Origin of the sequence: Amphritea atlantica, from assembly GCA_024397875.1 — a bacterium.
GTDB classification, from domain to species: domain Bacteria; phylum Pseudomonadota; class Gammaproteobacteria; order Pseudomonadales; family Balneatricaceae; genus Amphritea; species Amphritea atlantica_B.
Window position 1 is genome coordinate 745,307 of sequence record CP073344.1, and the last position, 22,487, is coordinate 767,793.

17 protein-coding genes are annotated in these 22,487 nt (G+C 49.8%); 15 read left to right on the forward strand and 2 right to left on the reverse strand.

The genetic code is table 11. The annotated features are described in order from the left end of the window. The first annotated feature begins 231 nt into the window (after positions 1-231). The 11 genes from KDX31_03360 (at position 232) to KDX31_03410 (ending at position 14,099) form a co-directional block, all read left to right on the forward strand. A complete protein-coding gene (locus tag KDX31_03360; protein UTW04066.1) occupies positions 232-681 on the forward strand; it encodes an OsmC family protein in 450 nt (149 codons plus the stop codon). A gap of 25 nt (positions 682-706) precedes the next feature. Beyond that, complete coding sequence (locus KDX31_03365; protein UTW04067.1) at positions 707-1,507, forward strand: enoyl-CoA hydratase; 801 nt, start codon at positions 707-709, stop codon at positions 1,505-1,507. 163 nt (positions 1,508-1,670) lie between these two features. Further along, positions 1,671-3,311 (forward strand): acyl-CoA synthetase, encoded by a 1,641-nt coding sequence (locus KDX31_03370; GenBank protein ID UTW04068.1) that lies wholly within the window; start codon positions 1,671-1,673, stop codon positions 3,309-3,311. 141 nt (positions 3,312-3,452) lie between these two features. Next, positions 3,453-4,388, forward strand: a complete 936-nt coding sequence (locus KDX31_03375; protein ID UTW04069.1) for a LysR family transcriptional regulator — start codon at positions 3,453-3,455, stop codon at positions 4,386-4,388. Positions 4,389-4,907: 519 nt separating this feature from the next. After that, complete coding sequence (locus tag KDX31_03380) at positions 4,908-6,056, forward strand: glycine cleavage system protein T (protein UTW04070.1); 1,149 nt, start codon at positions 4,908-4,910, stop codon at positions 6,054-6,056. 173 nt (positions 6,057-6,229) lie between these two features. Beyond that, a complete protein-coding gene (locus KDX31_03385) occupies positions 6,230-7,159 on the forward strand; it encodes a methylenetetrahydrofolate reductase (protein UTW04071.1) in 930 nt (309 codons plus the stop codon). Between the two features lie 127 nt (positions 7,160-7,286). After that, on the forward strand, positions 7,287-8,180 hold the full coding sequence (gene folD, locus KDX31_03390; protein ID UTW04072.1) for a bifunctional methylenetetrahydrofolate dehydrogenase/methenyltetrahydrofolate cyclohydrolase FolD: 894 nt from the start codon (positions 7,287-7,289) through the stop codon (positions 8,178-8,180). 727 nt (positions 8,181-8,907) lie between these two features. Next, positions 8,908-10,482 (forward strand): BCCT family transporter, encoded by a 1,575-nt coding sequence (locus tag KDX31_03395; GenBank protein ID UTW04073.1) that lies wholly within the window; start codon positions 8,908-8,910, stop codon positions 10,480-10,482. Between the two features lie 478 nt (positions 10,483-10,960). Beyond that, positions 10,961-12,109, forward strand: a complete 1,149-nt coding sequence (locus tag KDX31_03400; GenBank protein UTW04074.1) for a glycine cleavage system protein T — start codon at positions 10,961-10,963, stop codon at positions 12,107-12,109. A gap of 250 nt (positions 12,110-12,359) precedes the next feature. Then, positions 12,360-13,232 (forward strand): formyltetrahydrofolate deformylase, encoded by an 873-nt coding sequence (purU, locus tag KDX31_03405; GenBank protein ID UTW04075.1) that lies wholly within the window; start codon positions 12,360-12,362, stop codon positions 13,230-13,232. A gap of 366 nt (positions 13,233-13,598) precedes the next feature. Next, positions 13,599-14,099 (forward strand): Lrp/AsnC family transcriptional regulator, encoded by a 501-nt coding sequence (locus KDX31_03410; GenBank protein UTW04076.1) that lies wholly within the window; start codon positions 13,599-13,601, stop codon positions 14,097-14,099. 149 nt (positions 14,100-14,248) lie between these two features. On the opposite strand, the gene ccoG is transcribed toward KDX31_03410, so the two are convergent. Then, positions 14,249-15,607 (reverse strand): cytochrome c oxidase accessory protein CcoG, encoded by a 1,359-nt coding sequence (gene ccoG / locus KDX31_03415; protein UTW04077.1) that lies wholly within the window; start codon positions 15,605-15,607, stop codon positions 14,249-14,251. 141 nt (positions 15,608-15,748) lie between these two features. Here ccoG and KDX31_03420 point away from each other — a divergent pair, with 141 nt between their 5' ends. From KDX31_03420 to KDX31_03430, 3 genes are all read left to right on the forward strand, one after another. Then, positions 15,749-17,158, forward strand: coding sequence for a PLP-dependent aminotransferase family protein (locus KDX31_03420; protein ID UTW04078.1), 1,410 nt, complete (start codon positions 15,749-15,751; stop codon positions 17,156-17,158). Between the two features lie 95 nt (positions 17,159-17,253). Further along, positions 17,254-18,951, forward strand: a complete 1,698-nt coding sequence (locus KDX31_03425) for a nitrite/sulfite reductase (protein UTW04079.1) — start codon at positions 17,254-17,256, stop codon at positions 18,949-18,951. After that, positions 18,948-19,445, forward strand: a complete 498-nt coding sequence (locus KDX31_03430) for a DUF934 domain-containing protein (GenBank protein ID UTW04080.1) — start codon at positions 18,948-18,950, stop codon at positions 19,443-19,445. The genes KDX31_03425 and KDX31_03430 overlap by 4 nt, the downstream gene beginning before the upstream one ends. A gap of 414 nt (positions 19,446-19,859) precedes the next feature. On the opposite strand, the gene KDX31_03435 is transcribed toward KDX31_03430, so the two are convergent. Further along, the gene (locus KDX31_03435) at positions 19,860-20,873 is read right to left on the reverse strand and encodes a helix-turn-helix domain-containing protein (protein ID UTW04081.1); all 1,014 of its coding nucleotides are present in this window, start codon (positions 20,871-20,873) and stop codon (positions 19,860-19,862) included. Positions 20,874-21,193: 320 nt separating this feature from the next. Between KDX31_03435 and KDX31_03440 the strand changes: the two genes are divergently transcribed. Beyond that, complete coding sequence (locus tag KDX31_03440) at positions 21,194-22,486, forward strand: ABC transporter substrate-binding protein (protein UTW04082.1); 1,293 nt, start codon at positions 21,194-21,196, stop codon at positions 22,484-22,486. Position 22,487: the final 1 nt, after the last annotated feature.

Genomic DNA, 22,487 nt, shown 5'->3' on the forward strand with positions numbered 1-22,487 from the left:
ATGGCGGTAGCCGGTAAAACGATGAGTTCTATCTATTTCGTTTAGATTTTGTAATGCAAGAGCATGGCATTTATTGGCCTGAGACCACTATAAATTGATTATCACAGGTAGTACTGAATACTGGCTTGGATTAGCTATGCTAAGCGTTTCGATTAGGAAACATCGTTTTACACCGATAGGTGCTTTTCCTAAAGTGGGGCTTAACGTAATTCAGCAAAGAGACCTCTCGTTATGTCTGTACATGAAGCAAAAATAAACTGGCAGCGAAACCTCCACCTTTCAGATCCCAGTACTTACTCGCGTAATCACCAGGTCAGTCTGAATGGCAATCAGCAACTTAATGTCTCTGCCTCAGAGGAATTTAAAGGTGATCCTGGTTGTGCGGATCCTGAACAGATGTTGGTGAGCGCAGTCTCCAGCTGCCATATGCTGTTTTTTTTAGCGATTGCAGAGTTTCAGGGATTTTATGTTGAGTCATATGAAGACTCCCCTAAGGGATACCTTGAAAAGAACGCCAAAGGCGGCATGGAAATTACCCGCATCGTCCTTTCTCCCAGCGTGGTATTCGGAGGTGATAAACAGCCTGATCAGCAAACAATGTCTAAAATTCATGCGAATGCACATAAAAATTGTTTTATCAGGAATTCTGTTACGGCCAGTGTTGAGATCAATCATTCTTAACTGTTGATGTTTTGTGAGGGTTTCTATGAGTACTAATCAGTCAAACGAGAGTATTTTGCTGCGCAGCGATCAGAACGGTGCCGTTTATCTCTCTTTAAACCGGCCGGATAAATTAAATACCTTGTCCGAAGCGATGCTGACTTTACTGCAAAGTGAATTAGACAATATCGCCGCCGATCCCACCGTACAGTGTGTCGTCCTGAGTGCTGAGGGACGTGGATTTTGTGCCGGGCATGATTTGCAAGAGATGCGCAGTAATCCGACGCATAGCTACTATCAGGAACTATTTCGTCGTTGCGGTAATGTCATGCAGAGCATCGTTAATCTGCCGGTACCGGTCATTGCCAGGGTGAGTGGTATAGCCGCTGCTGCAGGCTGTCAACTGGTCGCCAGCTGTGATCTGGTGATCGCTGCCAGGTCGGCCCGGTTCGCAGTGCCGGGCATCAATGTGGGTTTGTTCTGTTCAACCCCGGCAGTCGCATTGTCACGCAATATCTCACCTAAGCGGGCATTCGACCTGCTGGTGACTGGCGATATTATTGATGCCGATACTGCGCTGGAATGGGGGCTGATCAGCACTGTGGTTGACGATACGGAGCTGGATGACGCAGTTGCGGAAAAAGTGGCGAAAATCCTTAGTAAGAGTCCTTCTGCTGTTCGGTTTGGTAAATCCATGTTCAATCCACAGAGACAGATGTCGCTCTCCGACGCCTACGAATTTGCCGGCAATATTATGGCCGATAATATGATGAGCCCTGACGCAGGCGAAGGTATAGATGCTTTTCTTGCCAAGCGAGCGCCCATCTGGGAAAAGCCGGTTCGTTAAGGTTTTTCATTTCAGGATAGCCCGGTTGATTCTTTAGTTTCACAGGCTTTCAACGAATTTTTGAATAGATACTGACGCCATCAGCCAAATTCTACTTGTACCAGGTAAATACTTAACTTGAAGATAAGTAGCTGATTAGTCATAAAATAAGAGTGGTAATGAAATGACCGAGTTATGTGCTTTTAATCAGGCGATGGATAAAACAACCGCTAATTATGTGGCGCTGTCGCCACTCAGCTTCATCAGGCGGGCCGCTGCTGTATATCCGGGCAGATCTGCTGTCATATACGACGATAAAACCTATACCTGGCGCCAAACCTATGGGCGATGCTGCCAGCTAGCTTCCCTGTTGCAGAAATTTGGTATATCCAGAGGAGATACTGTATCAGTCATGCTGCCAAATATTCCTGCGATGTATGAGGCGCATTTTGGTGTGCCCATGGTGGGGGCCGTGTTGAACGCAATCAATATTCGCCTGGATGCAGAAGCGATTGGCTTCATTCTTAATCATAGTCGCACACGGCTTTTGCTGGTGGATTCTGAGTATGCGGATGTCATTGAAAAAGCCCTTTCTCTGGTGGAAGGACCTGCACCTATTGTCATCAACGTTTCCGACCCTGGCTATGGCGAAGGGCGGTTTATCGGCGATCTTGAATATGAAGCATTATTGGCTGAACAGCCAGAAGACTTGGAGTGGGAACTGCCGGCAGATGAGTGGGATGCGATTGCGCTGGGATATACCTCCGGCACAACCGGTAACCCCAAAGGCGTGGTAACTCACCATCGCGGTGCTTATCTGAATGCGGTAAGCAACACACTTTCATGGAGCTTGCCATCAAAGGTGGTGTATCTGTGGACCCTGCCAATGTTTCATTGTAATGGCTGGTGCTTTCCCTGGACGCTGGCTGCGATCGGTGGAACCAGCGTCTGCTTGCGTAAAGTTGATCCGGAAAGAATTCATCAACTCATGAGACAGCATCATGTCACTCATTACTGTGGTGCTCCTATAGTACATTCGATGATTGCCGATGCTGCGGTAACTCAGGAAACCACGATCGATCACAAGGTCTATGGGCTGATTGCAGGTGCTGCGCCGCCAGCTTCGGTTCTGGAACGGATGGAGCGACTTGGATTTGAACTGACTCATGTCTATGGTCTTACCGAGACATATGGTCCCGCTTCGGTATGTGTTAAGCAGGATGAATGGGCCGAGTGCACACTCGAAGAGCAGGTGGTGCTTAACGGCCGGCAGGGGGTAAGCTATCCGCTGCAGGAGGAGATCACGGTGTTAGATCCCGAGACAATGCAGCCGGTACCGGCCGATGGGACAACTGTTGGTGAAATAATGTTCCGGGGCAATATTGTTATGAAGGGATATCTCCATAACGAGGCAGCGACCCAGGAGGCATTTGCCGACGGATGGTTCCATACCGGTGATTTAGCGGTAGTGCATTCTGATGGCTACATCAAAATTACCGATCGTTCCAAAGATGTCATCATTTCGGGCGGTGAAAATATATCCTCACTGGAAGTTGAGGATATCATCCAGCGTCACCCTGAAGTTGAACTTGCCGCTGTTGTCGCTATGCCGGATGAGAAGTGGGGCGAAGTGCCTGCGGCGTTTGTACAACTACGTCCGGGCAGCGAGCTAAGTGAAGACGCTATAATTGATTTCTGCCGCAGTAATATGAGTCGTTTCAAAGCGCCTAAGAGGATTGTTCTTGGTAGCCTGCCAACAACGTCAACCGGTAAAATTCAGAAATTTGCATTGCGTCAGCTACTGATACCTGAAGCGTGTAATTAACAATAGCGGGGGCGGCGAGTTGTTGCATAGCTGTCGGTAAAAGATGGTCATGGACGAGATAAGCTACTATAGTTAGCAGCCTGTTAAGGGTTCCTGCGGAACCCTGTTAATGGCTCCTGATTTTTCCAAAGGGTAGACGCTATGTCACGACTCCCCCCTATGATAGCCCTCTCATATTTTGAGGTTGCCAGCCGAACCAAAAGTTTCGCTAAGGCTGCTCAGGAGCTTAATGTTACCCCGGCGGCAATCAGTCACCAGATCAAGGCGCTGGAAGCTTATCTGGGCGTCGAATTGTTTGTTCGCCACCATCGTCGGGTCAGCCTGACCCCTGCCGCACGTGCAGCGTTGCCAGAGTTGCATGAAGGCTTCAAAATATTGCAACAAGCCGTAGACAATATCCGTCTCTTTAGCGAAGAGCGGAGTGTCGTTACCGTGTGTGCAGAACCCTTGTTCGCCACGAAATGGATCGTGCCACGCTTGCATCGTTTTTATGCTTGCTGCCCTGAAGCTGAAGTGCGATTACAGGCCAGCCTGCATACCGTAGATAAGTGTCGTAATAGTGAGTTTGAAGGCTCGCAACTAAAGCGTGCGGGGATCGATGTGTCTGTACGACTGGGTTATGGCGATTATAAGGATCTTGCACCACAGCGCTTAATGAGTCTTGATTTAGTTCCCATGTCTACGCCAGAGCTTGTTGCCAGTCTTGAGAGTGTAGAATCATTACCCAAACAAACATTGTTATGGGACAGCACACTGTCACGTTTTAAGGAGTCCTGCGGCTGGCATGAGTGGTTTTTACAGCAGCAAGCCGAACACACTGATTCCCTGCGAGAGCTTCGTTTTGGTAACGGCCTGCTGACACTTGAAGCGGCCCTGTCTGGACAAGGCTTTTTGCTTGGTAGTAAAGAGCTGCTGCAGGCAGAGCTGGCTTCAGAAAAACTGCAAGTAGCGATCGATCGCCCGATGCACTGTGACCAGGCATATTATGTGGTGAGTGCGGGCTTAAATAGTGAACGGGACATTGCCCGGCAGTTTCGAGAGTGGCTGGTGGAGGAGGCGGGTTCGTCTGAGAACTGAGTTTCCCCTTTTTACACGTGAATGTTCGCCTGTCCGCAACGGACAGGCCTGAATTAAATCTTCATTTCTCCATTACCGCACCCCGATCTCTCAACCAGTGCAGAACAGATATTCAAATGTGCTTGTTGTATGGATTCTGCCCGGATCAGGATCTGATGATGTCTGTAGTGCAGGTGGTTAATCAGGAGTAAACCTCTATTAAAGCCGGAGTCTCACCGGTTCTGAAAATGGCCTCATCCGTTGACAGACTGACTGATCGTTCAGCCCCCCTTTTTTTGATTTGATAGCGGTTTATCGACAACGATATTAATGGTTTTTCTGCCGGTATAACGCGGTATTGTCCGCGATAGACCAAATGGACTAATGCGGACCGAAAACAAGACCGTTTATCCATTTTTGCGCCACCTGTTTAGGCCCTTCTATCTGAGAATTTCTCATATTATTTACGCTGATCAAACGATTTCAGTGCTGTGCAATTTCGCCGTATCGGACGGGATTGAACAAAATGAGGACTAGTGAATGGCTACACAACAAAAAGAAGAATTTGGCTTTGGAACACAAATTCGCAAATCTCCTTACTTCGATGCAACCGTGCGCTGGGGCGCTACCGGTTTCTCGGTCTATAACCATATGTATATCCCGCGTGATTTTGGCAATCCCGAGCAGAATTTCTGGAACCTGGTCAACGATGCCATTCTGTGTGATGTTGCGGTTGAACGCCAGGTAGAAATTACCGGTCCTGATGCGGCTCAGTTCGCGCAACTACTGACACCCCGCGACTTGTCCAAGTGTGCGGTAGGGCAGTGCAAATATGTGCTGATCACCAATGCTGAGGGCGGCATTCTGAACGATCCGATCCTGCTGCGTCTTGAAGAAAACCGTTTCTGGATCTCGCTGGCAGACAGCGATATTTTGCTGTGGGCACAAGGCGTTGCGATTAACTCGGGTCTGGATGTTCAAATCCGCGAACCGGATGTTTCACCGTTGCAGCTGCAGGGGCCGAAGTCCGGTGAAATTATGAAAGCGTTGTTTGGCGACAGCATCACCGATCTGAAGTATTACTGGCTACGTGAATATGACCTGGACGGTATTCCTCTGATCATATCCCGGACCGGCTGGTCAAGCGAACTGGGCTATGAGCTTTATCTGCAGGATGGCTCGAAGGGTGATGAGCTGTGGGAAAAGATCATGGCAGCGGGTGCTCCGTTCGGTCTTCAGCCAGGTCACACATCGTCAATTCGTCGCATTGAGGGCGGTATGCTGTCCTACCATGCGGATATGGATATCAATACCAATCCGTATGAACTGGGCCTTGATCGTCTGGTAGAGCTGGATATCGAAGCCGACTTTATCGGTAAAGCTGCTCTCAAACGTATCCGTGACGAGGGTGTCTCACGCAAACAGGTTGGCCTGGTGATTGATGGTCCGGCACTGACAGGACCTAACACCCGGTGCTGGATGCTGGAACAAGAGGGTGAGCAGGTAGGCAAGGTGACATCAGCGGTGTTCTCTCCGCGTCTGGAGCAAAACATTGCACTGGCCATGGTTAGCGCAGAGTTTGCGGCCCTTGGTACCACGTTCGACGTTGAGTTGCCTAGCGGAAAAACAACCGCCACCGTTGTCGAAATGCCGTTCTTTGACCCGAAAAAGGCAATTGCGGCGACCTGATTTCTACAAACTGAAAAGCTCAAAAAATGAGCGCTTTCTGCAGACTATAGTTGACGATCAGATGTTGATTTGATCTATAGCTGAGAGCAAAAACTGCTTTTAAACAGTCTGCAGATGCTCATTTATAATAAATAACAGGGTTTGACCACCCACCAGAACATAAGGGCGATTTTATGGGGCTGTTATCTTTTCTTCACAAATCAACTGATGCCAGCACAGAGGTTCAGACATCCAGCTTGCTGGAGAATTTTTTAAGTGGCTATTCGATTGAGGTCATGCCTCATACCGCAGACAAAGTGGAGAGTTTCCGCGATATTCTGCCGACCGGTACACGCGTCTATATTGCGCATATCGATGGTACACCCATTGAGGATATGGTCCGCACTGCACGGCGTCTGGCTGATGAGGGTTTTCAGGTCATGCCGCATTTCCCCGCTCGCTTAATTACCGGGCATAAGGAGCTCGCTGAATGGATCGCCCGCTATCAGGGCGAGGCAGGGGTAAATCAGGCGCTCCTCCTGGGCGGCGGCCTTAACCGCCCGGTTGGTGAATTTAAAGATTCTATGCAGATGCTCGAAACGGGGCTCTTCGATGGATTCAAAAATCTGCACATTGCCGGTCACCCCGAAGGCAACCGCGATATAGATCCTGATGGTTCAGATAGAATGGTGATGCAAGCCATGAAGTGGAAAAAGGCTTTTTTTGAGCGGACGGATGCGCGCGTGGCGATTACTACTCAGTTCTGCTTTGAGTCTGCTCCGGTTATTGCATGGGCTGACAGGCTGGCAGCGGAAGGGGTTGATCTGCCTATCCATATTGGGCTGGCGGGGCCGGCGAAGCTGCACACCCTGATCAAGTATGCGCTGTCATGCGGTGTAGGTCCGAGCATGCGGGTACTGCAGCGCCGGGCAAAGGATGTGACGAAGTTGCTTCTGCCCTATGAACCAACCGAATTACTGACCGAGCTTGCCGCTCATAAGGAGCGCCATCCGGATTTCGGTATTGAGCAGGTGCATTTCTTCCCGCTTGGCGGGATAAAGAACAATGCAGTCTGGGTCTCTGAAAATGGGGGCAGTGCGGGCCGGCCAGCTTCAGCAGATTAACATTGTTCAATAGAGATAAGTAGTCAGCCCCTGAAGAGGGGGCACACTACATACATAACAGGAACAAATGCGCCACTTTACCGGTTTTCAATTGATTTCCGGTGTGCGCGAGACGAGAAGAAAACACATGACTGCACAGATCATTGATGGCAAGAATTTTGCCGTCGCATTACGTGAAAAGGTAGCCGAGCATACTTCATACCTGAAAGAAAAACATAACATTACCCCTGGTCTGGCGGTGGTGCTGGTAGGTGAGGATCCGGCATCTCAGGTCTATGTACGTTCAAAGGGAAAGCAGACTATTGAAGCCGGTATGAACTCTTATGAATACAAGCTATCAGCAGATACATCTGAAACCGAGCTGCTCACACTGATTAATCAGCTTAATGCAGACACGAATGTTCATGGCATTCTCGTTCAGCTGCCTCTGCCCGAACACCTTGATGAAGCATTAGTGATTAATGCGATCGATCCCGCCAAAGATGTGGATGGATTTCATATTTCTAATGCCGGTCTGCTAGCCACAGGGCAGAAAGCGATGGTGCCCTGTACTCCTTTGGGTTGTCTGATGATGCTTCGCGAGTATTGTGGTAGCTTGTCGGGTCTGAATGCGGTAGTGGTAGGGCGGTCGAACATCGTCGGCAAACCGATGGCGCAATTGTTATTGAAAGAGAGCTGTACAGTGACAATTGCGCATTCGCGTACGCGAAATTTGCCGGAGCTGGTGGGTGGCGCAGATATTGTTGTCGCTGCTGTAGGACAACCTCTGTTTATTAAGGGCGAATGGATCAAGCCTGGCGCGACAGTGATCGATGTGGGTATCAATCGCATTGAACAGGGCGACGGCATGACCCGGCTTGTTGGCGATGTGGATTTCGAAACAGCCAGAGAGGTCGCCGGAGCGATCACCCCTGTCCCTGGAGGTGTTGGCCCGATGACGATTGCTTGTTTACTGGCAAATACAGTGACCGCGTGTTGTCGTTCATACTCTCTTCCAGAGCCTCAGGGGCTTACGGTCTGATACTCGTTAAACTGGAGTAGGGCGGTTGTTAGTATCCGGAGGCTCGGGTTTCCGAACGACTAAGTTAACCTGGCTCTATGAAGGTCACAATGAGGGATGGGGTCTGCCCCTAGCGGTAAACCTCATCCCGGCTGGTATGCCAGAGCATACTTGCATCAGTTATTATGTCGAATAAAAATTTTTTATTATTATGCATCAGACCGTCAGTAATGAAAGTCATTAAAATATGTTGATAATTAATCTTTAATCTATTCGTTACAGCGTAGATGTTTGATTTTTTAAAAGCTTTTGGAAGTGTTTCCTCTTAAAGGTGCGAATCTGTTTAGGTTTTGTTAAAAAAGTTTAAAAAATAAACTGAGATTGGTTTCTATTGTTTGTTATATAACGGTCCCGCTTATATTCAATTTATTATAGACTTTATAATCTTTAACTTCTCAATTATCAATGGCTTTGTTTGTAATCCTCTCAGAAAAGTCATCTGCGTAAGAACCTTGCTGCTTATACAAAACAGCCCTCATAAAGCTAAGCAATCTGGTTAGAAAATGTCGTTTTACAGCAGCGAGTGGCTTGCCTACGATAAAAGCCACAATAGACAGTGACATTCAGAGTCCTGATATTGCTAAAAATTTTTAACGGATGAATTGTGTTATTTCTAATTCTTTTTGGATGCGGAATACTGCAAATTCTTACCGCCGACTGCATAATAAAAACAATCTGGATTATTAAAATGAATGAGCAAGTTCGAAGCAAACCTTTGCCCGGGCAATATACGACTGACTATAAAGCGGGGCAGGATAACGTTCAGGTTCTGGGGATGGATATCCATAACCCGGTGTTCACAACCAGTGCACTGGCGATTATCACCTTTATCGTACTGGCACTAATGTTTCCGGCAGATGCAAAAACAATACTGGAAGGTGCGCGGGTATGGTCTACCACAACCTTTGACTGGTTATTTATGATCAGCGGTAACATCTTTGTTATATTCTGTATCTCTCTGATTCTGTTACCTGTTGGCAGGATCAGGCTTGGCGGGAAAACAGCGAAACCTGATTTCAGCAGAATGTCATGGTTTTCAATGTTATTTGCCGCAGGTATGGGCATAGGCCTGATGTTCTGGAGTGTCGCAGAGCCGGTGGCATACTATACCGACTGGTGGGGTACGCCATTAAGTGCGGCAGCTAATACTCCGGAAGCGGCCTCCATGGCCATGGGCGCGACGATGTTTCACTGGGGATTGCATCCCTGGGCGATCTACGGCGTAGTGGCACTGGCACTGGGCTTTTTTACCTACAATAAAGGCCTGCCGCTGACTATTCGTTCGGCATTTTTCCCGCTACTGGGAGAACGTACCTGGGGGCCTATTGGCCATGTCATCGATATCGTAGCAGTCCTGGCAACGATTTTCGGTCTGGCAACGTCTCTGGGATTGGGGGCGTCTCAAGCTTCCAGCGGACTTAACTTCTTGTTCGGAGTGGAAAACTCCATCTCTACCCAGATCGCCATTATTGTAGTCGTCACTGGGATTGCGATTTTCTCGGTGATGCGTGGCCTTGACGGCGGCGTTAAGCTCCTGAGTAACATCAACATGGGGATTGCTGCGGCTCTGCTTCTGTTTGTGATTATTGCGGGTTCAGTGACCGTCTTTTTCGGAAATTTCCTGGGCACACTGGGCAGCTATGCGGAAAATATTCTTCCCCTGAGTAACTGGATAGGACGCGAGGATGAGAAGTTTTACACCGGCTGGACCGTTTTCTACTGGGCATGGTGGGTCTCCTGGTCACCGTTCGTGGGTATGTTTATTGCCCGTATCTCTAGGGGCCGGACTGTACGTGAGTTTATGACGGCTGTGCTGCTGGTTCCGACGCTGGTATCTGCTGTGTGGATGTCTGCATTCGGTGCTCAGGCGCTGGATCAGGTGCAGGGTGGTATTGGTCAGCTGAGTAACGGCCTGGGTGATGTATCACTGGCAATGTTCCACATGCTTGAGAATCTGCCACTGACACAGATCACCTCAATACTGGCTATCGTACTGGTTCTGGTGTTCTTCATCACATCGTCTGACTCCGGCTCTCTGGTCATCGACTCCATCACTGCCGGTGGTAAAGTGGATGCGCCAACCCCCCAGCGTATCTTCTGGGCTGTGCTGCAGGGACTGATCGCGGCAGTGTTGCTGTATGGTGGTGGCTCAGAGGCGCTTAAAGCCCTGCAAGCGGGATCCATTGCGACCGGTTTACCCTTTACCGCAATTCTGCTGCTGATGTGTTTCAGCATTTACAAGGGACTGAAGTCTGAAGTTTGAATGCTGAGTCAGTCTTCTGATATAAAGACAGCCTTGTGCATCCTGCTCCCCCATCGCCGGGGAGCGACCAGGCCTGAATCCAGATAAGCGGATGAGTGCTCCTTCGGGCAACGTCAGCGTAAAGGGTTCAGGCTTTATTCTTTCTCCAGATTTTCTTCTGTATTCATACCTGAGCTACCGCAGTGTCATCTTCATCTTATTATTGATTAGCCGGTGGGAGGCTACCGCACTTTCTGCTGCCAGTGCCGACTGCTTCGTGCCGCTCGCATGCTTTTTTTTCCTGGATTCAGCCCTGCGCTCAAGCATAGACCAAACAGACTAATACGAGCTGAAAAATAAGACCGTTTTTCCATTTTTTCACCATCTCTTTAGGCCCTTCTATCTGAGAATTCCTCATATCATTTACCCTGATCAAACGATTTTAGCACTGTGCAGTTTTACCGTATTGGACGGGACTGCAGTCGATGAGGACTGGAAAATGGCTACACAACAAAAAGAAGAATTTGGCTTTGGAACGCAGATTCGTAAATCCCCTTACTTTGATGCAACCGTGCGCTGGGGTGCTACCGGTTTCTCGGTGTATAACCATATGTATATCCCGCGTGATTTTGGCAATCCCGAGCAGAATTTCTGGAACCTGGTCAACGATGCCATCCTGTGTGATGTTGCGGTTGAACGTCAGGTAGAAATTACCGGTCCTGATGCAGCACAGTTTGCACAACTACTGACACCCCGCGATCTGTCCAAGTGTGCGGTAGGGCAGTGCAAATATGTGCTGATTACCAATGCTGAGGGCGGAATTCTGAACGATCCGATCCTGCTGCGTCTTGAAGAAAACCGTTTCTGGATCTCGCTGGCAGACAGCGATATTTTGCTGTGGGCGCAAGGCGTCGCGATTAACTCGGGTCTGGATGTTGAAATTCGTGAACCGGATGTTTCACCGCTGCAGCTGCAGGGGCCGAAGTCCGGTGAAATCATGAAAGCGTTGTTTGGCGACGGCATCACCGATCTGAAGTATTACTGGCTACGTGAATATGATCTGGACGGTATCCCTCTGATCGTATCCCGCACCGGCTGGTCAAGCGAACTGGGCTATGAGCTGTATCTGCAGGATGGCTCGAAGGGTGATGAGCTGTGGGAAAAGATTATGGCAGCGGGTGCTCCGTTCGGTCTTCAGCCAGGTCACACATCGTCAATTCGTCGTATCGAGGGCGGTATGCTGTCCTACCATGCCGATATGGATATCAATACCAATCCGTATGAACTGGGCCTTGATCGTCTGGTAGAGCTGGATATCGAAGCCGACTTTATCGGTAAAGCTGCTCTCAAACGTATCCGTGACGAGGGTGTCTCACGCAAACAGGTTGGCCTGGTGATTGATGGTCCGGCACTGACAGGGCCTAACACCCGGTGCTGGATGCTGGAAAAAGAGGGAGAGCAGGTGGGTAAAGTGACCTCTGCGGTGTTCTCTCCACGTCTGGAACAAAACATTGCGCTGGCTATGGTCAGCTCAGCGTTTGCAGACTTTGGCACAACGTTTGAAGTTGAGCTGCCGAGCGGCAAAACGACAGCCACCGTTGTCGAAATGCCATTCTTTGATCCTAAAAAGACCATTGCGGCGATCTGATTCTGCAGGTTGAGCCATGAAGGCCTCGCTGCGTTTCACTGCACAGAGATGACCGGCTGCGTCCACTTCCAGGCTTTTCAGGTAGTGAATGCATCCGGATATCCGGGTCATCCCGGTATTAATAAATCAGCCAGCTGACTATGCGGCAAGACGGGAAGTTCAGGAGAGGATCATCCGAAACGGATCTCTCCTGCAACCTCATCTCCTGCAACGTCAGTCTGGCGAATAATAAAATTTAAGGACCTGTAGAATGACTACAAATACACCAACCTATATCCTTACCGGCAGTTCTCAAACCAAGCTGGGTGTGCTTGATCTGATAATCAGCAGTCTGTATCGCAATGACTGTTATGCATACGAGATGCATACTTTTGATGATGCCGATACTGACCGTTTTTTCTTCCGTGTCGAGTTCAATTACCGGGGTGACGGTGAATTTTCGGAAGAGAATCTGCGTAACCAGCTTGCCGACCGGGCTGAAGCTTTCGAAGTCGAATGGGAACTGCGTGATCTGGCGGTTCCTGCGAAGGTAGTGCTGCTGGTATCCAAGTATGATCACTGCCTGCAGGATCTGCTCCATCGTCATAGTACCGGTGCACTTAATATCGAGATTCCGGCGATCATCTCCAACCATCCTGATCTGAAAAAACAGGCTGACTGGTACAATATCCCGTACTACCACCTGCCGGTTACTGCGGAAACCAAAGAGCAGCAGGAAGCGCAGATGTGGGAGATCATTCAGGAATCCGGAGCCGATCTCGTTGTGCTGGCGCGCTATATGCAAGTACTGTCTGAAGATATGTGCAAGAAGCTGCATGGGCGGGCTATCAATATCCACCATTCGCTGCTGCCTGGCTTCAAAGGTGCCAAACCTTACCATCAGGCCTATGAGAAAGGCGTTAAACTGGTCGGGGCTACAGCACACTACGTTAGCGAACATCTGGACGAAGGACCAATCATCACTCAGGGTGTGGAACCGGTGGATCACACCTACACACCTGAGCGTCTGGTGGCAAAAGGACGTGATACCGAACGGGTCACGCTGGCAAAGGCAATTAAGCTGCATGTAGAGCATCGCTGCTTTCTGAACGGCAACAAAACAGTTGTCTTCCCGGGACATTGACCATCGTTCCAGGGGGATGAGCCATTAAAGTTGTAAGCGGATCAGTCCGGTAAACCGGTGATCCGCTTTTACTCAATTAGAGCGGCAGAGGCGTTGACCGGTTTAACTATATTGGCTTCCGGTATCTTCGATACTTTGCAGACAGATTTACTACCTTGATGCATGAAGATGCATTTTCTGGCCCCGGTGGGGCCTTTTTTTTTTATCTTTTCGCTGCGTTGACGCAATTTTCAAATCAGATAGATTAGCCTTTGTTTGACAGGATTCATGCGCCAGTTATTCTTAGCACATATAACATTTGATCTGGCTCATTCAGGTGGTTAGACTCGAATCTAGGGGATTCGGATTAAATGTGTAGTTAACAATATGAAAAAAGTCATATTAGATGCGGTGGATATCCGTATTCTGAGTGCCGTGCAGCAGCATGGACAGATCAGCAAATCCAGACTTTCGGAATTGGTCAGCCTTTCGCCAACGCCATGCTGGATTCGGTTGGACAAACTTAAAAAGGCGGGCCTCATAAAGGGGTATCGGGGCGATATTGCCGTTGATAAAATTCTCGACCTGACGAAGGTTTTTGTAACTGTTTCATTAAAGGCACATAACCGGTCAAATTTTGAGCGTTTTGAAAAACGTATTCTGAGTGTTGATGAAATCGTAGAATGCAGTGCGACCGGCGGTGGCTCTGACTATGTAATGAAAGTCATCAGCTATACACTGTCAGATTTTCAACATTTAATGGAACAGTTACTCGATGAAGAGATAGGAATTGACCGCTATGTGATTTACGTTGTCACGCGGGAGGTTAAATCAACGTCACTTAGTTTATCGAAACTGATGGATAGCAAAAGAGCCTCCAGTGAATAGAACGTCTCTGAATCGGTTATCAAGCCCGGCTATAGTAGCCGGGCTTTTTAGTTTCAGGCCTGGGATGTGGGGCTGCACTGTAACAGCCGGTCACCAGTCATGCCCTGTTATCAGATCAGAAAGGCTCTGCTAAAGAAAAGTCGTTCCGACTAAATCAGTTTCGACAGGAAGGTTGTCTCTTTTGTCGCAGATACTCCGTTGCCGGTGAAGACAAATGCCAGTCTGGCATGTGGTTGTTCGATACTGCTGCCGCAAACACGGTAGGGTAACCAGGCTGAGTTGTTATCGCTGAGTTTAATGATTTCAGGCCCGTTGAGGGTAAACTGCGGGTTTCCTGACAGGGACACCTTAATTAACTCCTGATCACGGGCAAATACCTCTACTTTGATACGGTAGTTATTGCAGACCGTTTTTTGATCCAGTTGGGTAAACAGCGCTGTGCGATCACGGCGCACTTCAACCAGCAAGCTTTTCGTATCAGTAAAGCCGTAGATAACCGCCGAGATTGCGCAGAGTGTTACCGCCGCATAACCGGCCAGTCTCGGGCGCAGGAAGAGAGATTGTTTGCCTTCCAGTTGCCGTTCGGATGCGAAACGTATCAACCCCCGTGGACGGTCAAGCTTATCCATTACGTTGTCACAGGCATCAATGCAGGCTGCGCAGTCGATACAGGCAGCCTGCAGGCCGTTACGAATATCGATACCGGTAGGGCAGACCTGAACACAGATGCCGCAATCAACACAGTCGCCGCTGTTTTCATCGGCGTTACGGCGGTTTGCCCGGGGTTCACCGCGTTTGGCGTCGTAGCTGACGGTGAGCGTATTATTATCAAACATAACACTCTGAAAACGTGAGTAGGGACAGGCGTGCAGACAGATTTTTTCCCGCACAAGACCCGCATTGGCATAGGTCAGCGCCGCCATAATCGTCAGCCAGCCAATCAGGGTTGCGGACATTTCAAGATTGTAACCATCCGCCACAATCTCCCGGATAGGGACGAAATATCCGGTGAAGGTCGCTGCCGTAAGAACCGCCAGGAAAATCCATAGAAGATGTTTGACTACCCGACGTAACAGTCGTGTGCCTCTAAGGGGCAGATGATCAGTCTTAGACCGTTCACTTGCACGACCTTCAGTCAGCTGTTCTATACGAATAAACAGCCAGGTCCAGACACTCTGTGGGCAGGCAAAACCACACCAGACTCGTCCCCAGGCCACCGCCATAAAAAACAGCAGCGTTGCCCCGGCAATCATCAATCCGGCCAGCAACGGCAGATCATGCCAGGACAGTGCGCTGCCAAAGAGGGTAATGCGGCGCTGTTCGAAGGAGAAAAACAGAAACGGCTGACCATCAACCTGAACCCAGGCGAGACCGAAGAAAAGCGCGATCATTGGCCAGGTGGTCAGACGTCTGAGGTTTTGAAAACGTCCCTCTGTAAGTCGAACGTGAAACTTACCATCGGTTGCAAAGGGAGGCGTTGAATCTTGTATAACAGGAATTTTTTGCATGGCGGCAATCTACTAAATTTTGTGATTGCGGTAGATTACGGTTGTAATTCATATGGGAACAGGTATAAAAAAAATATAGTTAATAGGTACAGTTTGAATATGTATTCAGACGTGCAGTTCAATAAAAAAGGACATAGGCTGATGACAGCAGAATATCTCTATCAACAGCTCGAAAGCTGGCTCTTAAAGGGGATCGAGGAGCAACGCTGGCTGATGGGGGATCGGTTGCCCTCTATCCGGGAGCTCTGCAAACAGCACTCGCTGTCAAAAGCAACCGTCCAGCATGCGCTGCAGCGGCTTGAAGCGCAGGGCTTGCTGGAAGCCCGGTCTAAAGCGGGTTACTTTGTTGCGCTACATGCCAAAACAGTTAAGGAGCCGATCAGTCGTTCACGCATCGAGGCTCCCCGGCCGGTAACAGTGAGTGACCTGTTGCTGGATATTATGCGTCGCAGTGCGGCCTTTGACCTGTTACCGGATCTGCATGCAGGGGAACTGCCTTCGGGAATTGTTACCCTGAACCGCTCAGTCGCCAGAGCGCTACGGCGTCAGCGGGGGGATGATTACCAGTATTATGATACCCCCGCCGGGGATGTGGGCTTGCGTGAACAGTTGGCCCTGCACCTGTTACGCCGGGGCTGGCAGGTTGATATTGATGAGTTGTGTATTACCTCCGGTTGCCAGCATGCCCTGTTTCTGGCGCTGATGGCGACCTGCGAAAAGGGTGATGTGGTTGCGGTGGAGTCCCCTGGTTTTTACGGTGTCTTACAGCTGCTCGAACAGTTAGGTCTTCAGGTTGTTGAGGTACCTACCTCAATCTCTACGGGGATGGATATTGAGGCGCTGGAAGAGGTGCTTAAACGCTGGAAAGTTAAAGCCTGTGTCGTATCGCCAGCCTTCTCTACCCCGGGTGGTGCGCTGATGCCGAAAGATGCCCGCCAGAGGTTATTAGCGCTGGCGGAACAGCATGATCTCGCCATTATCGAAGATGATATCTATGCCGATACCGCTTTGGGGGTGGTGCCTGATCCTTTGAAAGCGTTGGATGAACACAACCGTGTGATCCTCTGTAGCTCATTTTCAAAATCGTTATCCCGGGACTTGAGGCTGGGCTGGATCTCAGGTGCCCGATGGCATGAGCGGATTATCAAACTGAAACTGGTAACCCAGCTGAGCAGTAGTCGTTATCTGCAACAAGGGGTTGCCGAGTTTATAGCGGATGGTAGTTTTGGTGCCCATCTTCGCCGTCAGCGCCATGAGTTGCGTGAACGGCGAAACCGGCTGATTGCACACCTGCGGGCCTGGCCCGGGGATTTGAGAATAAGCCTGCCGCAGGGGGGCTTATCGGTGTGGGCTGAATTGCCTGAAGGCGTGGATACATTGCAGGCTTACCCCGAAGCGCTCGATCGTGGGGTGGTTATTACCCCCGGACCGCTATTCTCTGTATCGGGGCAGTTCCGCAACTGTATGCGCCTCAGTTTTTCCCATCCATGGGATAAGCGTCGGGTTGATGCACTTAATCTTTTGTCAGCGGTGTTGGTGCCGCAACGTTAATCTGTCTCGATTAAAAATAAAAAGATTGAGCCTGTGTCTGGTTAACACCTCAGTATATTCTGAGCGGCTAAAGTAGCTGAACGAGTACTGATGTTGTGTACAGATATGATGAATATGACCGGGCGCTGGTACAGGCGCGGGTAGGCCAGTTCCGTGATCAGGTGTCTCGACGATTGTCGGGTGATCTGAGTGAAGAGGAGTTTTTACCTCTGCGATTGCAAAACGGACTCTACCTGCAAAAGCATGCGTATATGCTCAGGGTGGCGAACCCTTATGGCACGCTGTCAGCAGATCAGCTGCGGGTATTAGCTGAAATAGCCACTGAATTTGACCGTGGTTATGGTCATTTCACTACCCGTCAGAATATGCAGTTTAACTGGATTGAGCTGGAGCAGGTGCCGGATATCCTGCAGTTACTCGCCGATCATGATATGCATGCCATCCAGACCTCCGGTAACTGTGTGCGCAACATCACTACTGAGGCGTTTGCCGGAGTGGCTGGTGACGAGGTAATGGACCCCCGTCCTATGGCTGAAATCCTCCGGCAGTGGTCTACGGTTAACCCTGAGTTTCTGTTTCTGCCGCGCAAATTTAAGATCGCTATTTCATCCTCGGCATGTGATCGTGCCGCGGTGCGCGCCCATGATATTGGTCTCTATCTCTATCGGGGTGACAACGGTGAGATGCTGTTGGATGTTATGGCTGGCGGTGGACTTGGCAGAACGCCGATCCTCAATGAGCTGGTGAAAAAAGGTCTGCTATGGCAACACGTACTCACCTACACCGAAGCGGTTCTGCGGGTCTATAACCGTTATGGCCGCCGGGATAACAAGTATAAGGCGCGCATCAAGATTCTGGTTAAGGCGCTGGGCGTGGACACGTTTGCCAAAGAGGTTGAACGTGAATGGCAGTTGATCAAAGACAGTGACGCCGAGCTGACAGAGAAAGAGTATCAGCGGGTGGCCGCAGGATTTGAACCACCGGTTTACGAACGACTCGATCTGATTGATCCTGAATATGGGGCCTGGCTGGCCCGTGATCCTCAATTTGGTTTATGGGTTCAGCGCAATACCCAGCCCCATAAAGTGGTTGGTTATGCCTCGGTGATATTGTCAACCAAGCCTGGCAGCAGTGCGCCTCCCGGGGATGTTACCGGTGAGCAGATGAACGCGGTCGCTGATCTGGCAGAGCACTATGGCTTCGGTGAGATCCGCGTGTCCCATGAGCAGAACCTGGTGCTGCCGGATATCCGTAAACAGGATCTTTATCCGTTATGGAAAAAACTGACAGAAATTAACCTGGCGAAGCCGAATGTGGGTTTGCTGACTGATGTGATTGCCTGCCCCGGTGGTGATTACTGTGCTCTGGCGAACACCCGTTCACTGCCAGTCACCCGTGCCATTCAGGACCGTTTTGATAACATCGATTTCCTCCATGATCTGGGTGAGCTGACGCTGAATATCTCCGGCTGTGTCAACGCCTGTGGTCATCATCACATCGGCAACATCGGTATCCTCGGGGTGGATAAAAATGGTGAGGAGTTTTTCCAGATAACCATTGGTGGTGCTCAGGGAAAGAACAGTTCCCTGGGTAAAGTGATTGGCCGCGCTTTCAGGGCAGAAGAGGTGCCAGAAGCGATAAACCGCTTGCTGCAGACCTATCTGGACTATCGTGAAGCGGAAGAATCCTTTATCGAAACAGTCAGCCGGATCGGCCTTGACCCCTTCAAAGAACGGGTTTATCAGGCGCAAACTGATGCTGTACAGATAAAGCTTGAGGAGGCCTCCGCATGAAAAACACCATTGCTACGGTGAACGGTGTGTCTGTTGTTCTGCATGATGATCTCTGGTCGATGCCGGGGGAAGATGAGACCGATAACCGCGATTATCAGATCGTATCACTTGAGCGCCTGCAGGCGCTGGATGAGTCTGGTCAAAGATTGCAGGGGCACTTCGGTGTGCTGCTTCATCCGGAGGATGACCCTGATGTGCTGCAGCCCTGGCTTGACTCTCTGCCTTTGATCGCACTTCAGTTCCCCCGCTTCAGTGATGGTCGTGCTTATAGTCAGGCCTATCTGCTGCGCGCACGCCATGGTTTCGAAGGTGAGTTGCGTGCCGTTGGTGATGTCTTAAGGGATCAGTTAGCGGCGATGCGTCACTGTGGTTTCAGCTCCTTTGCTATCCGTGAAGATAAGTCTGCTGAGGAAGCGCTAAAAGGTTTCGAAGTGTTTGATCTGATCTATGCCCGCTCGGTATCAACGCCACAGCCGCTGTTCCGGCGTCGCTAAACTGCGTTCCATCAGGGTTGTCAGGCGCCAGAAATGGTTACTGATAACTCACTGAATTCCCGGTTTTGTTTAACTTTCCGACCCCGGGCAACGGGCTGCGATATTTTAAGATATCGCTGAATTTTTTGTAACCGGTTTACTGCCTATCGGTAGCATCGAACAGGTCTGGTTGGCGTCACCTTTCAAACTGAACTCTTGGATAAGTTCTTAGATGAGTTCTATCGATAAGTTCTATCGATAAGTTCTTTATAAGAACCCTGTTTATGCATAACTGTTTTGATAGTGCTGGTGGAGGCTAGCGGTTTCATCGCTCAGGCATAAATTCAGATGACAGAACTCTCAGCAATTTAACTGATAGCTAACCCGTTAACTGGAAAGCCAAATAAAGATCTGGCGGAAAATCTCGTTGAAACGCTATTCGTTATAGATACTCCGGTACTCCGATGGACTCATACCGAAATACTTGCGAAATGCCTTGCTGAAGTGGGTCATATCATTGAAACCACAGGCATAGGCAAATGAGGACAGGCTATTGCCTGCGTTGACCGGGTTCTTTAGCAGAGTAGCGACCCTCTCCACCCGTCGTTGCCAGATGTAGCGGCTTAAAGAGGTGTTTTCCGCCTCAAGCAGCTGATTAATATATCGGGTCGACATGCGCATCGCTTCGGCAACCCGGGTTGGACACAGATCCGGATCATGCAGGTTGGCTTCAATAAAGGCGCGTATACGTAACAGAGAGGCCACCTTTGAGTTCGATAGTGGCGCTTCATAGTTGCTCAGATGTTCGCCGATCAGTGTGCTGATCAGCTCCGCGAGATTCAATGCCACCTTCTCTGAGGTTATTTTATCAAACTGTGGTCGCTGCTGTGCCAGTTGCAGAATATAGTTCTGTACCAAAGGATAGAGTTGACTGGAGTGAGACAGGTTGTAGGCAACCAGTCTGTCTGCGCCGGAGATATTGCGGTTGATCATATGCCTGGGGATCTGCACCGATGTCAGGTGAAACGGTTGATCAAAATTTAACTCATAGGGGCGATCGGCACTACAGAACCATCCCATACCGTTATTTAATCGGGCTGACCTGCCATCTTGTGAGGCATCACATCTGCCTGTCTGCAACAGATTAAATACGAATGCATCTGAGTCGGACTTTCTGACACTCGATAATGTCCGCAGGGCAACGTGGGGTGTCGCTCTGATATCAGACAGTTGTATCTCGTCGATCCTTGTCCAGCGCAGTGCACCTTCGAATGTACCGTTTGCTTCAACAGTGAAATCCAGTGGCGCAACTCTGTCACAGACGACCTCTTTCCAGAAGTCTAATTTTTCTGAGCCCTTCTGGTTATCGGTGGTAAACACTGAACTCTGATTACTGGTTCTTCCATCTATGTCCGTATTGTTTTTATGGTAAGACAATGGATGCGCCATTTTTACTCCTCCGGAATGCTAAGTGCTATGAGCAGCTAAGCATATATTTTGGTTTGTATACGTCCTCTTAATGCAATATCCATTCCCCGATTAGGGACTTATGACGGTTCTATTGATAAATATCATACCTTTCATGTTAGTTTAAAAGCCCATTTCCGGCCTGGCAAATGTTTAATTCCCGCTCAGCCAAGAGTGCCGTTCTGACCAAGAAAACTCTCCGGGCTGCACAAGATCCGTTTTGAACTCAGGTGTAGCTTAATAGACATCAGGTGGAGCAAATAGCCCCATTCAGAGAGTTAAACAGATCGGAGTGAGCAGGAATGAAGCACAATAATAAAGAAAAATTGCAAAGCCGCCCTGCAATAGGGCGTCGTTACTTCCTAAAGTCAGCTGCGGCCCTGGCGGTTGCCGCATCTATGATGAGTCCACTGGATGCGATGGCATCATCAGATGTTATCAAAATTGGTTATGTCAGTCCTCAGTCAGGGCCATTTTCACCGTTTGCAGAAGCAGATGAATTCATTATTGATCAGGTACGCGGCCTGCTTGCAGATGGCCTGACCATCAGTGGCAAACACTACGATGTTGAGATTCTGGTACGTGATGACCAGAGCAGTCCGGATCGTGCGTCTAACCAGGCTGCGGATCTGATCAATGCTGAAGAGGTGGATCTGATGCTGTCTCAGGTATCGATCGGTCCAAATGTCCCACAGCAATGTGAGCTAAATGGCGTTCCCAGCATCAGCACGATGGGGCCTTGGGAAGCGTGGATGTTTCCGATGGGGGGGAAACCTGATGTGGGTTTCCAATCTGCATTTCATTTCTTCTGGGGTGTTGCAGATATCGCCGAGGTGTATACCGGTCTCTGGAACTCTATTCCGACGAACAAGAAGGTAGGCATGGTCTGGTCAAATGACGTGCCGGGGATGGCGCTGGGTGATGCCGATCACGGCATGCCAGCGGTGTTTAAGACAGCGGATTTTGAGCTTCATGAGGTGGGTAAATTCCCGTTAGGGGCGGATGACTTTACCGCTCATATTCAGGCCTTTAAAAAGGATGGGGTTGAGATCGTTACCGGTCTGTTCAGCCCGTCTGAGTGGGCCTCCTTTGTTGCCCAGAGCGCCCAGATGGGCTTTAAGCCAAAAGTGATGACTCCCGCTAAAGCGCTGCTGTTTCCCTCTGGCGTTGCTGCTCTGGGTAAGTCCGCAGACCGTATGTCCACTGAGATCTGGTGGTCCCCCGCGTATCCCTTCAGCTCAAGCCTGACCGGTCAGTCTGCGGCGGAGCTGGCTGCAAATTATCAGGCTGAAACCGGGCGTAGCTGGACTCAGCCAATCGGAGTGGTACACGCCCTGTTTGAGGTGGGTATTCAGGCACTCAAACTCAGTGGTGACCCGAAAGACCCCGAGGCGGTGGCGAATGCTATCCGTACCCTGCAGCTGGACACTGTTATAGGCAAGCTCGATTTCGGTCATGGCCCGGCGAAGAACGTATCCAGTATGCGGGTTGCGGGTGGCCAGTGGCGGTTAGAGGGTGGTAAGCCTGAGATCTATGTCACAGATAATAAAACCGCGCCGGAAATTGCCATCGAACGACCATTCGAAGCGCTTTGAT

Excerpts from the sequence above, each read along its gene's own strand:
- KDX31_03440 (UTW04082.1), top strand. The coding sequence starts at position 21,194 with ATGAAGCACAATAATAAAGAAAAATTGCAAAGCCGCCCTGCAATAGGG.
- KDX31_03365 (UTW04067.1), top strand. The coding sequence starts at position 707 with ATGAGTACTAATCAGTCAAACGAGAGTATTTTGCTGCGCAGCGATCAG.
- KDX31_03385 (UTW04071.1), top strand. The coding sequence starts at position 6,230 with ATGGGGCTGTTATCTTTTCTTCACAAATCAACTGATGCCAGCACAGAG.
- KDX31_03360 (UTW04066.1), top strand. The coding sequence starts at position 232 with ATGTCTGTACATGAAGCAAAAATAAACTGGCAGCGAAACCTCCACCTT.
- folD (UTW04072.1), top strand. The coding sequence starts at position 7,287 with ATGACTGCACAGATCATTGATGGCAAGAATTTTGCCGTCGCATTACGT.
- KDX31_03410 (UTW04076.1), top strand. The coding sequence starts at position 13,599 with ATGAAAAAAGTCATATTAGATGCGGTGGATATCCGTATTCTGAGTGCC.
- KDX31_03380 (UTW04070.1), top strand. The coding sequence starts at position 4,908 with ATGGCTACACAACAAAAAGAAGAATTTGGCTTTGGAACACAAATTCGC.
- KDX31_03400 (UTW04074.1), top strand. The coding sequence starts at position 10,961 with ATGGCTACACAACAAAAAGAAGAATTTGGCTTTGGAACGCAGATTCGT.
- purU (UTW04075.1), top strand. The coding sequence starts at position 12,360 with ATGACTACAAATACACCAACCTATATCCTTACCGGCAGTTCTCAAACC.
- KDX31_03395 (UTW04073.1), top strand. The coding sequence starts at position 8,908 with ATGAATGAGCAAGTTCGAAGCAAACCTTTGCCCGGGCAATATACGACT.
- KDX31_03435 (UTW04081.1), bottom strand. The coding sequence starts at position 20,873 with ATGGCGCATCCATTGTCTTACCATAAAAACAATACGGACATAGATGGA.
- KDX31_03430 (UTW04080.1), top strand. The coding sequence starts at position 18,948 with ATGAAAAACACCATTGCTACGGTGAACGGTGTGTCTGTTGTTCTGCAT.
- KDX31_03370 (UTW04068.1), top strand. The coding sequence starts at position 1,671 with ATGACCGAGTTATGTGCTTTTAATCAGGCGATGGATAAAACAACCGCT.
- KDX31_03375 (UTW04069.1), top strand. The coding sequence starts at position 3,453 with ATGTCACGACTCCCCCCTATGATAGCCCTCTCATATTTTGAGGTTGCC.
- KDX31_03420 (UTW04078.1), top strand. The coding sequence starts at position 15,749 with ATGACAGCAGAATATCTCTATCAACAGCTCGAAAGCTGGCTCTTAAAG.
- ccoG (UTW04077.1), bottom strand. The coding sequence starts at position 15,607 with ATGCAAAAAATTCCTGTTATACAAGATTCAACGCCTCCCTTTGCAACC.